Consider the following 11,109-nt stretch of genomic DNA (forward strand, 5'->3'; position numbering starts at 1 on the left):
CAGACGCGAGCGCCATTCCGCTCAGGACTGTTCACGGCGACGTCGCACCTGGTACACGCGGCGTTCGGTTTGCTCCCATTGGCTCTCGATCATGCGAAAGACAAGGCTTACAGCACTGATCGGCGTGGGGGCGGTGGCGGCGGCAACGGCGCTCGTGGTCCCGCTCGCCCTGCCCGCGACCGCCCAGAACGCGACCGGTCGCCCTGACGGCGGGCCCCGCGCCACCTACCTGGACGCGACCCTGGCCGGCCGTGCCACGCTCTCGGCCGACTACCTGGCCGAGGGCCCGGCGTCCGGCGCGGCGGCCTCGGCCGCGAACGGCCGCCAGGGCCCGTGGGACGGCCAGGTCATCCCGGGCTTCTCGGCGATGCTCGACAACGGTGACGGCACCTTCTGGGCGCAGCCGGACAACGGCTTCGGCGCGAAGGGCAACTCGGCGGACTTCCTGCTGCGCAGCTACCTCGTGAAGCCGGAGTGGGACAACGGCCGCCGCGGCTCGGGCGAGATCAAGGTCCTGGACCACATCTCGTACAACGACGCGAACGACGTGCTCGACTTCCCGATCGTCAACGAGAACACCGCCGACCGCCTCCTGACCGGCGCGGACTTCGACATCGAGTCCGTGGTCCGCGCGGCCGACGGCACGCTGTGGGTGGGCGAGGAGTTCGGCCCGTTCCTGCTGCACTTCGACGCCGACGGCACGCTCCTGCAGGATCCGGTCGAGTTCCCGGGCGGCAAGTCCCCGCAGCACCCGAACCTGAACGGCGCCACGCCGAACGTCCCGGCCTCGCGCGGTTTCGAGGCCATGGCGGGCAGCGCGGACGGCCGCTACCTGTACCCGGTCGTCGAGGGCAAGCTGGTCGACGACACCCAGGCGCGTCGCCGCTGGATCTACCAGTTCGACCTGCGCGGCGGGAAGTACACCGGCAAGCGCTGGGCCTACCAGACGGACCGCGAGGTCAACGTGATGGGCGACGCGTTCATGACGGGCCGCTCGAAGATGCTCCTCATCGAGCGCGACGACTTCCAGGGCGCCGAGTCGGTCATCAAGCGCGTCTACGAGATCGACCTGGCCAACACGGACCGCGAGGGCTTCGTGCGCAAGACGCTCGTCGTCGACGCCCTCGGCATCGACAACCCCCGTGGCATCGACGCGGGCGAGGGCTACGGCCTCGGCGCGACGTTCAGCCTCCCGGTCCAGTCGTTCGAGACGGTCCTGTTCGTCGACCGTGACACGCTGCTCATCGGCAACGACAACAACTACCCGGGCAACGACGCGCGCGTCGACGGTACGCCGGACGACACCGAGATGGCGCTCGTCGACCTGCGTCGCAAGGCCGTGACGGACGACGGCGTGACCGTCGTCGGCCACCGCGGCGCCTCCGGCTACCGCCCCGAGCACACGCTCGCCGCCTACGAGCAGGCCATCCTGCAGTGCGCCGACTACATCGAGCCGGACCTCGTCTCGACGAAGGACGGCGTGCTGGTGGCCCGGCACGAGAACGAGATCAGCGGCACCACCGACGTGGCCGCGCGCCCCGAGTTCGCGGACCGCAAGGCGACCAAGACGATCGACGGCGCCCCGATCACGGGCTGGTTCACCGAGGACTTCACGTTCGCGGAGCTGCGCACCCTGCGCGCCAAGGAGCGCCTGCCGCAGGTCCGGGTCGCGAACACGAGGTTCGACGGCCTGTACCAGGTGCCCACCCTCGACGAGGTGCTGGACCTGGCCCGCAACTCCCGCACCTGCGACGGCGCCCCGGTGGGCGTCTACCCGGAGACGAAGCACCCGACGTACTTCGACTCGATCGGCCTGTCGCTGGAGGAGCCGCTGGTGAAGCAGCTCGCCGCCAACGGGCTCGACCACGAGGACGCCCCGGTGATCGTCCAGTCGTTCGAGGTGAGCAACCTGCAGGACCTCGACACGATGACCGACGTGACGCTCGCGCAGCTGATCAGCAACTCGGGCGCCCCGTACGACCTCAAGGCCGCCGGTGACCCGCGCACCTACGCCGACCTGGTCAAGCCCGCCGGGCTCGCCGGCATCGCGGGGTACGCCGACGGCGTCGGCGTGGAGAAGACGGTCCTGATCCCGCGTGACGCGGCCGGCAACCTGACCACGCCGTCCCCGGTGATCGCGGACGCGCACGAGGCAGGCCTGGCGGTGCACGCCTGGACCTTCCGCGCGGAGAACCAGTTCCTGCCGGTCAACCTGCGTTCGTCGGCGGACCTGACCGCCCATGGCGACATGGACGCCGAGATCGACGCCTACCTCGCCGCCGGCCTGGACGGGTTCTTCACGGACCACCCGGACAAGGGCGTGGCGGCGCTCGGCTGACGGCAGTTCTGGGACGAGGGTCATACCGCGGTGACGGCTGAACCCTCGAAGATGTGACAACCGCCGGGGTAGTGCCCCGAAAAAGGGCCACTACCCCGGCGGTCGCCGTTCCTCGGCTCAGGCGCCGGTGGTACCCGGCTGGATCAGCCGGCGCCGCGCCTCGCCCAGCAGCGCCTCCGCCACCGCGTCCAGGGTCCGCGACCGCAGCCGCCACTGCTGCAGGTGCAGCGGCACCTCCACGGCCGGCGCCGCGGGATCCAGCGGCACGACGTCGTCGTCGGCCAGCACGGGCCCCGTCCGCAGATCCTGCACCAGCCCCCAGCCCAGCCCGAGCCGCAGCGCCTCCAGGTACTCCGGCGTGCTCGGCACGTACGTCCGCGGCGGCGCCGGCACCTCGCAGCCCGCCCGGCGCGCGAAGTCCCGCAGCCACCGGTCCTGCAGGTCGTCGTCCCGGTTGAAGACCAGCACCGGCGCCCGGCCCAGCCCTTGCGGCGTCACCCCGTCCGGGAACCAGCGCCGCATCACCCCGCGCGTCGCCATCGCCCGGTAAGGCATCACCCCGAGCGGCCGCGAGACGCAGCCCTGCACGGCCTCCGCCTGCGACGTGATCGCCATCATGACCCGCCCCTGCGGCAGCAGCGCGACCGTGTGCTGCTGATCCGCGCGATGGATGTCGAGGACGACGCCGGGCACCCGCGCCAGCGCCGGCAGCACCCACGTGGCCAGCGAGTCCGCGTTGATCGCGATCGGCACGCTGACCGGCCGGGGCGGCAGGCCGCCGGCCGCGTCCCCGGCGCTCGCGGCGCCGGTCTCGGCGCCCGGATCCGGCCCGAGGCCCGCGGCATGCAACTCGGCCGCCGCCTCCGCCGCGAGCAGGCTCGTCTGCCGCGCCAGCCGCAGCAACGTCTCGCCCGGGGCGGTCGGGGCCGCCGGCCGCGTCCGGCGCACCAGCACCCCGCCGGCCGTGTTCTCCAGCGCCCGGATCCGCTGGCTCACGGCCGACGGCGTCACGTGCAGCGCCCGCGCGGCCCCGTCGAACGATCCCTCGTCGACGACGGCGGCGAGCGCCTCCAGCTGTGCGGAATCCCAGCGCATACCGCCGATCATAAGCAGCGCTACATCAGACGTAGAAACATTCGCTGGACTTCATCGGCGCCCGCCCGGTCTCATGGACCCATGACCGCAGCACTCCTCGCCGGGCTGGGCTTCAGCCTCTCCCTCATCGTCGCCATCGGCCCGCAGAACGCCTACGTGCTGCGCCAGGGCGCCCGCCGCGAGCACGTGGTGACGGTCGTGGTCCTCTGCGCGGCGTCCGACACCCTGCTCATCGCGGCGGGGATCGGCGGGTTCGGCTCGATGATCCAGTCGGCCGGCTGGCTCCTGGACCTCCTGCGCTGGGCCGGCGCCGCCGTCGTCGCCGCCTACGGCGTCCACGCCGCCGTCCGCGCGATCCGCGGCAACCAGTCCCTCACGATGTCCGACGCCGCCGCGGCCCCGGCGACCCCGAGGCCCGACGACGGCACCGAGCCCGCCCGCGTCCTGGCCCGCCCCGCCTCGCCCACGCGCCCGCCGGGACACGGGCAGACGACCCTCGTCGAGCGGCGGGCCGGCCGGCGGGCCGCCGTCGCCGTGGCCACGCTCGCCCTGACCTGGCTCAACCCGCACGTCTACCTCGACACGCTCGTGCTCATGGGCAGCGTCGGCGCGCAGCACGGCGACCTGCGCTGGTGGTTCGCGCTCGGCGCGATCGCCGGAAGCTGGCTCTGGTTCACCGCCCTCGGCTGGGGCGCCTGGCGCCTCGCCCCGGTGCTGGCCCGCCCCGCCGCCTGGCGCGTCATCGACGCCGCGATCGCCGCCGTCATGCTGACCGTCGCGGTGAGCCTGGTGCTCGGGTGAGCGGAATCGATGAGGCCCGCGGCGCCGTCGTCGGGCAGACTATGGACGCGGCCCCCGACCGGCCGCGTCCACGACTTCCCCCTGAGGAGTAACAGTGACCGACGTGCTCGACGAGCTGCACTGGCGAGGCCTGGTGGCGCAGACCACCGACGAGGCCGCGCTGCGAACTGCGCTGTCGGAGGGCCCGGTCGCCTACTACGTCGGCTTCGACCCCACCGCGCCGAGCCTGCACATCGGCAACCTCGTGCAGATCCTCACCGCGCGCCGTCTCCAGGACGCCGGGAACACGCCGTACCTGCTCGTCGGCGGGGCCACCGGCCTCATCGGCGACCCGCGCGACTCCGGTGAGCGCACCCTCAACTCGCCCGAGGTCGTGGCCAGCTGGGTCAGCAGGATCCGCGCCCAGATCGAGCCGTTCCTCGTGTTCGACGGCGACAACGCCGCCACCATGGTCAACAACCTCGACTGGACCTCACCGATGAGCGCGATCGAGTTCCTGCGCGACGTCGGCAAGTACTTCCGCATGGGCACGATGCTGTCCAAGGAGATCGTCGCGCGCCGGCTGAACTCCGAGGAAGGCATCAGCTACACCGAGTTCAGCTACCAGGTGCTGCAGGGCATGGACTTCCGCGAGCTGAACCACCGGCACGGCATCACGCTCCAGATCGGCGGCAGCGACCAGTGGGGCAACCTCCTGTCCGGCGTCGAACTGATCCGCAAGGCCGAGGGCGTGACCGCGCACGCGCTGACGACGCCGCTCATCACCAAGGCCGACGGCACCAAGTTCGGCAAGAGCGAGGGCGGCTCCGTCTGGCTCGACCCGGAGATGACCAGCCCGTACGCGTTCTACCAGTTCTGGCTCAACCAGGCCGACGCGGACGTCGTCAACTACCTCAAGGTGTTCACCTTCCGCGGCCGCGAGGAGATCGAGGCCCTGGAGGCGGAGGTCGCGCAGCGGCCGTTCGCGCGCGAGGCGCAGAAGGCGCTCGCGGGCGACGTCACGACGCTCGTCCACGGCGAGGCCGCGACGCGGGCCGTGATCGAGGCCAGCCAGGCCCTGTTCGGCCGCGGCGAGCTGACCGGCCTCGACGAGCGCACCCTCGCGGGTGCCGTCGCCGAGCTCCCGAAGGTCACGGCCAAGGCCGGCGACCTGGTCACCGACCTGCTCGCGGGCTCGGGCATCGTCGCCTCCAAGACCGAGGCCCGCCGCGCGGTCAAGGAAGGGGGCGCCTACGTGAACAACGTCAAGGTGACCGCCGAGGACGCGGTACTGAGCACCGAAGACCTGCTCCACGGCAGGTTCGCGGTCCTCCGGCGCGGCAAGAAGACCCTGGCCGTGGCGGCCGCGGAGTAGTCCCGCACGAGCGGCGAGGGCGGGCCGGTCCTGGTAAGGGCCCGGCCCGCCCGCGTCCGGGATCGACGACTGCGGGTCCGGCTGCTCGACCGCACGGCCGGGCCGTCAGCTGACCAGCCCCTGCCGGTACGCGTGGATCACCGCCTGCACGCGGTCCCGCAGCCCGAGCTTGCCCAGGATGCGGGACACGTGCGTCTTGACGGTCTCCTGCCCGAGCACCAGGGTCTCGGCGATCTCCCGGTTGGAGAGCCCTTCGGCGACCAGCCGCAGGACCTCCAGCTCGCGGGAGGTCAGGACGTCGTCGTCCGCCGTCGGCCGCGGCGGGCGGATCCGGGCGGCGTACCGCCCGACGAGCCGCCGCGTCACCTCCGGCGCCAGCAGCGCGGCGCCCGTGGCGACCGTCCGGATGCCCTGCAGCAGGTGGGCCGGCGGGGCGTCCTTGAGCAGGAACCCGCTCGCCCCGGCGCGCAGCGCCTCGTACACGTACTCGTCGAGGTTGAAGGTCGTCACCACCAGCACCTTCACGGGGTCGACGACGCCGTCCCCGGCCAGCAGGCGGGTGGCCTCGATGCCGTCCAGGAGGGGCATGCGGACGTCCATCACCACCACGTCCGGCTCGAGCTCCCGGGCGAGCCGGACGGCGGCCCGGCCGTCGCCGCAGCTACCCACGACCTCCAGGTCGGGCTGCGCGTCGATGATCGTGGTCAGGCCCGTGCGGATCAGCGCGTGGTCGTCGCAGACCAGCACGCGGGTCGACGCCGTCACGGCGCGGTCCCCAGCGGGATCCGGGCCCGGACGAGGAACCCGCCGTCCGCCCGCGGCCCGGCGTCGAACTCGCCGCCCAGCGCCCGCACCCGCTCGCGCAGGCCGGTCAGCCCCCGGCCGGAGCCGCCGAGGCTCCCGCCGGATCGGGCGGCCGCCGGTCCGGTAGAGCCTGCGGCATCGGTGCCGATCTCGACGACGACGTCGCCGGGTCCCGTTCTCACCAGCACCACGGTACGGCTGCCGGGTGCGTGCTTGAGCGCGTTGGTCAGCGACTCCTGGACGACCCGGAACGCGGCCGGCCCGGCGGCGTCGTCGAGGACGGCGCCGCCGTGCCGCACGAGCTCGACCGGCTGCCCCGCGCGACGCACCCGGTCGACAAGGGTGTCGAGGTCGTTGCCCGACGACGTCGTCGTACCCGCCGTGTCCGGCGACGTCGTGGCGCCCGCCTCGTACACCGTCGTCGCGGCCGTCTCGCGGGGCGTCCCCGTCGCGTCCGCCTCGTCCGACGACGCGCTCGTGCGCGCCTCGTCCGACGTCGCCACCAAGCTCGCACCGTCGGCCGGGCCGAGGACGTCGAGCAGCCGCCGCAGGTCACCGGCGGCGTTCCTGCCTGTCTGCGCGATCGTCGCCAGCACCTCGTCCAGCGGGTCCGGGGCCCCGCGCACGTACCGGGCGGCCTCGGCCTGCACCACCATCGCCGTGACATGGTGCGTGACGACGTCGTGGAGCTCCCGGGCCAGCCGGCCGCGCTCGGCGGCCCGGGCCGCCCGGGCGGCATGCTCCCGTTTCCCGGCCTCGGCCGCCCGGCTGGACCGCAGCCAGCTCCCGGTGCCCCAGGCCAGCACCGTCAGCAGGTAGAAGGTCACGAAGCCCGTGACCCCTTCGCCCGACCCGAGCGCCGTGAGGGAGACGGCGAGAAGCACGTAGCCGGTCGTCAGGACCGACACGGTCGCCCGCCGGTGCCGCTCGACGTGGGCGCCGCCGCTCAGCAGCGCGACGGCCAGCGCCGCACCGGCGACCAGGTGGTACGCGAGCAGCTGGTCGACGGCGAACCCGAGCGCGACCAGCCCCAGGCACCACAGCGGCCGGCGTCGTCGTACCGCGAGCGGAAGGCACTCGAGAGCCGCCACGAGGACCGCGACACCGTCCAGCGGCCGGCCCGGCAGGTCCCCGAGCTGCGTCCCGTGGCGCTGGAGCGCCGGCACGAACGACGCCGCCAGGAGCACCAGGCCGGCCGGAAGATCGCGCACGACGACGTCCAGCCCCTGCCACCGCCGCAGCGGCTCGCGCCACCGCCGCCGCAGCGGCCCCAGGACGATCACCCGCGAAGGGTATCGGCAGCCGGCCGCCCGGGAACACGCAGCGGGACGAGGTTCCCGCGACGCGCCGCGACCCGCAGGAACCCGACGGCCACGACAAGGCACAGGACCACCGAGAAGAGGCTCGCCTCCGGCCCGAACGCACCACCGGACAGGAGCACCGGCCCGGAGGTAGTGGCGTCCAGCATCCCCTGCGGGGTCCCGTTGCCCGAGACCTCGGTGCTGAAGATGCTGGAGGCGGCGACGTTCCAGCCCAGGTGCAGCCCGATCGGCACCCACAACCTGCGCGTGGCCACGTACGCGGCGCCGAGCATCCCGCCGGCCTCCATCGTGATCGCGATCGCCCCCCACAGGTTGGCGTTCGGGTTGATCAGATGGACGAGCCCGAAGATCAGCCCCGTCGACACCAGCGCGATCCAGGTCCCGAACCACCGCTCGACGTGCCGGAACAGCACGCCCCGGAAGAGCAGCTCCTCGCTCGCCGCGACCACGGCCATGAACCCGAGCAGCCCCACCGCCCCGGCCGGCGACCCCAGCCCGCTGACGTGGTACCCGCCGAGGAGCGCGATACCCGCCACCACGGACCCGAACAGCACGAGGCCGCCCAGCGTGCCCGCGGCGACGCCGCGCACCGCACCGGGCCGCCCCAGTTCGTCCACCACGCGGTGCTCGGTCCGCCGCACCACCCAGCGGTACGCGACGACGCAACCCACGGCCGCCAGCAGACCGACGACGAGCGTGACCCAGGGGTACGGCTGCACCGCACGGAGCACCACGCTCGCGACGAAGGACACGAGCGCTACGACAAGAAGCTGCCAGATGAATCTCATACCCAGAACGCTATGGACCGCCCACCCCCGCCCGCGTCACCCCACGGTGGGCTCTTCCGCATCCCCCGCACGGGGGACCCGGGTCCACGATCCGCACCTGCCCGTTGTCGAGGCGCCCGTGACTTTCCGGTCGGTCACTGTTCCGCTCGATGTCACCCGCCCGTCTTCGGCCCCCGCCAGGGTGGCACCGTGGATCTCAACGTCTCGCGCCGCTCCCTGCTCCGTGCCGCCGCAACCGTTCCCGCCGCAGCCGCCGTGGCGGCAGGGACGACGACGCCGGCCTCCGCCGAAGCGGAGACGACGACGGCGACGTCGTCGGACATCCACGCACCCGCCACCCGCTTCACGATCGCCGTCCTGCCCGACACGCAGTACCTCATCGACGAGGGCGGCTCCGACGAGGAGCCGGTGCGTGCCACCCTGCGCCACCTCGACCGCGACCGGTCCGGCGTCGTCTTCATGACCCAGCTCGGCGACATCACCGAGCACGGCACCGAGACCGAGATGCGCGCCGCCGACCGCGTGTTCCGCGCGGCGGGCGACCTCCCGTTCAGCGTGCTTGCCGGGAACCACGACGTGCGGGGTGACGACCAGCGCGGCGACACCCCGTACCTGCGCACCTTCGGCCCGCGGCGGTTCGCCGCGATGCCCACCTACGGCGGCTCGTCCCCGGACGGCTACAACAGCTTCCATGTCATCGCGGCCGCCGGCCGGGAGTGGCTCGTCCTCGCGCTGGACTGGCGCGTGTCCGACGCCGGCCTCGGGTGGACCCAGCAGGTCCTGGACGACCACCCCACCCTGCCCGCGATCCTCACCACCCACGACCTCGTCTGGGCCGACGACGACGGCGACGCCCACCTCTCGGACCACGGCCGCCGCCTCTGGGACCGCCTGATCCGTGCCAACGACCAGATCTTCCTCGCGCTCGGCGGCCACTACTGGCCGTCCGGCCGCACCACCCTGACCAACGACGCCGGCCACGCGGTCCACCTGCACATCACGAACTACCAGGACCGTTACTACGGCGGCGCGGGCATGGTGCGCTACTACTCGTTCGACCTGGCCCGTGGGGTCATCGACGTGGAGACGTTCTCGCCCTGGCTCCGGGCGAAGCGCCGGCCCACCCCGCTGGAGGCGGAGCACACCGAGCTCACGGGCGATGTCGACCGGTTCAGCGTCGAACTCGACTTCGCACGGCGGTTCGCGGCGTTCGCGCCGCCGGTGGTGCCGGCGCCGCGACCGGCGTCGGCGGTCATGCCGCGCGGCACGGTCGCCTACTGGCGGTTCGACGACGCCGGACTGGGGGGCGTGGGACAGCCCTTCCCGGGGGACGACGGCGCCGCCGTCGAACCGGGGACGGTCGCCCGCGACCTGACCGGGAACGGCAACGACCTGATGGCCGAGCTGTTGCACTCCAGCGGTCCGGAGACGTTGACCTGGTCGGCCGAGCACCACGACGGCCAGCCCGCCCATGCCAGCCTGCGGTTCGACGGCGGCCAGTCGCCCGACCGCGGCGCGCTCCTGCGCACGGGCCCGGACGCACCGCTCAACAGCCTGACCTTCGAGTCCGGCTACACCATCGAGACGTTCCTCAAGCTCCCTGAGCCGTTCGCCGGAGAGCACGCCTGGATGGGCGTCCTCAGCTGGGAGGGCAGGGCCGGGGAGGCAGGCAAGCACAGCGGATGGTCCGACGACGAGCCGACCTGCAGCCTGAACCTCTCCGGCGAGCGGTTCCTGCAGTTCGTGGTCTACCCCGTGCCGGTCGACGCCGATCCGACCTCGTGGAGCCACGCCCTGCCGACCGGGCGGTGGATGCACGTGGCGGTGGTGAACGACGGGCGGCACACCACGCTGTACGTGGAGGGATCGAGGATCGCGCGGAACGCCGCCGAGGAATCCCGCGGCATCACCACGCTGGGCAAGCCGTTCGTGCTGGGCGGGACCCAGTACGCCGGCAGCTACGGGCAGGGGTTCTACGGGTGGCTCGGGGACACGCGGATCACCGGCCGGGCGCTGGGCGAGGAGGAGTTCCTGACCGCGAGGTAGGCGCGGAGGGGCCGGCGAACGGGGCGCTCCCGGCCGGGTGCCGTGCGTCACGGCTGCTCAAGTTGTGCGGCACGGCTGCGTGTGTGTAATGTTCAGGTCGTTCGCCCGGCAGGGAGGCACGGACAGGAACCGCGGATCACGCGGACTGGCCGGTCCCGGGGCGGAAACTCCTCCAGGAACCAGCAGGGGCTTCGTGCGCTCTGGTGACTGGCCGGGGGATCTGCTGATCAACGCTCACGCGCTCCGCTCGACAGGGTGGTTGCGTGCGGAGTGAAGGTCTGGTAGGTTCTTGATCTTGTCGCCGGGTAGGCACGGACGGCTTCGCTGGAAGCGGAGCGGGACGGTTCCCGGGACACAACCTCACTCCAGGAAATACATTGCTTAGCTTTGTGTTGCCTGAAACGAGGAGCCAGATATTTTCGAATTCCTGGAAGAATTCGTCGGCCCGGACGGGCCGGAGCGGATTTGGATAAGGGATCGGGAGTCTGGTAAGTTTTACGAGTCGCCCTGAGCGGGCCGGGATCAAGAGATTCTGGTTCGGATGTGTGCGTCGGTTGTTTG

The 11,109-nt window shown here is 72.5% G+C and carries 8 protein-coding genes; 4 read left to right on the forward strand and 4 right to left on the reverse strand.

Annotation, left to right across the window (positions count from 1 at the left end; all coding sequences use genetic code 11):
• Nucleotides 1–91: 91 nt before the first annotated feature.
• The gene (locus tag ABD208_RS18275; RefSeq protein ID WP_344105719.1) at nucleotides 92–2,338 is read left to right on the forward strand and encodes an esterase-like activity of phytase family protein; all 2,247 of its coding nucleotides are present in this window, start codon (nucleotides 92–94) and stop codon (nucleotides 2,336–2,338) included.
• 117 nt (nucleotides 2,339–2,455) lie between these two features.
• On the opposite strand, the gene ABD208_RS18280 is transcribed toward ABD208_RS18275, so the two are convergent.
• Nucleotides 2,456–3,433 carry a LysR family transcriptional regulator ArgP gene (locus ABD208_RS18280; protein ID WP_344105722.1) on the reverse strand — a complete coding sequence of 326 codons (978 nt, stop codon included), beginning with the start codon at nucleotides 3,431–3,433 and terminating at the stop codon, nucleotides 2,456–2,458.
• Between the two features lie 81 nt (nucleotides 3,434–3,514).
• Here ABD208_RS18280 and ABD208_RS18285 point away from each other — a divergent pair, with 81 nt between their 5' ends.
• Together ABD208_RS18285 and tyrS are read left to right on the forward strand one after the other, a co-directional pair.
• Complete coding sequence (locus tag ABD208_RS18285; RefSeq protein ID WP_344105724.1) at nucleotides 3,515–4,234, forward strand: LysE/ArgO family amino acid transporter; 720 nt, start codon at nucleotides 3,515–3,517, stop codon at nucleotides 4,232–4,234.
• Between the two features lie 94 nt (nucleotides 4,235–4,328).
• Entirely contained in the window at nucleotides 4,329–5,588 is a 1,260-nt protein-coding gene (gene tyrS / locus ABD208_RS18290; RefSeq protein WP_344105727.1) for a tyrosine--tRNA ligase, read from the forward strand.
• Between the two features lie 105 nt (nucleotides 5,589–5,693).
• Here tyrS and ABD208_RS18295 read toward each other — a convergent pair whose 3' ends face one another.
• Genes ABD208_RS18295 through ABD208_RS18305 form a run of 3 tightly spaced genes read right to left on the reverse strand, consistent with a single transcriptional unit; the run spans nucleotide 5,694 to nucleotide 8,502 of the window.
• On the reverse strand, nucleotides 5,694–6,353 hold the full coding sequence (locus ABD208_RS18295) for a response regulator (RefSeq protein WP_344105730.1): 660 nt from the start codon (nucleotides 6,351–6,353) through the stop codon (nucleotides 5,694–5,696).
• Nucleotides 6,350–7,675: a sensor histidine kinase gene (locus ABD208_RS18300; RefSeq protein WP_344105732.1), complete on the reverse strand. Its 1,326-nt coding sequence runs from the start codon at nucleotides 7,673–7,675 to the stop codon at nucleotides 6,350–6,352. Before ABD208_RS18300 ends, ABD208_RS18295 begins: the two co-directional genes overlap by 4 nt.
• A complete protein-coding gene (locus ABD208_RS18305; protein WP_344105734.1) occupies nucleotides 7,672–8,502 on the reverse strand; it encodes a CPBP family intramembrane glutamic endopeptidase in 831 nt (276 codons plus the stop codon). Before ABD208_RS18305 ends, ABD208_RS18300 begins: the two co-directional genes overlap by 4 nt.
• 189 nt (nucleotides 8,503–8,691) lie before the next feature.
• Here ABD208_RS18305 and ABD208_RS18310 point away from each other — a divergent pair, with 189 nt between their 5' ends.
• Nucleotides 8,692–10,548 carry a LamG-like jellyroll fold domain-containing protein gene (locus ABD208_RS18310; protein WP_344105736.1) on the forward strand — a complete coding sequence of 619 codons (1,857 nt, stop codon included), beginning with the start codon at nucleotides 8,692–8,694 and terminating at the stop codon, nucleotides 10,546–10,548.
• Nucleotides 10,549–11,109: the final 561 nt, after the last annotated feature.

The organism is Myceligenerans crystallogenes, assembly GCF_039529775.1.
In the GTDB taxonomy this organism is placed as follows: domain Bacteria; phylum Actinomycetota; class Actinomycetes; order Actinomycetales; family Cellulomonadaceae; genus Myceligenerans; species Myceligenerans crystallogenes.

Coding starts and splice junctions, on each gene's coding strand:
- ABD208_RS18275 (WP_344105719.1), top strand. CDS start 92: ATGCGAAAGACAAGGCTTACAGCACTGATCGGCGTGGGGGCGGTGGCG.
- ABD208_RS18280 (WP_344105722.1), bottom strand. CDS start 3,433: ATGCGCTGGGATTCCGCACAGCTGGAGGCGCTCGCCGCCGTCGTCGAC.
- ABD208_RS18285 (WP_344105724.1), top strand. CDS start 3,515: ATGACCGCAGCACTCCTCGCCGGGCTGGGCTTCAGCCTCTCCCTCATC.
- ABD208_RS18305 (WP_344105734.1), bottom strand. CDS start 8,502: ATGAGATTCATCTGGCAGCTTCTTGTCGTAGCGCTCGTGTCCTTCGTC.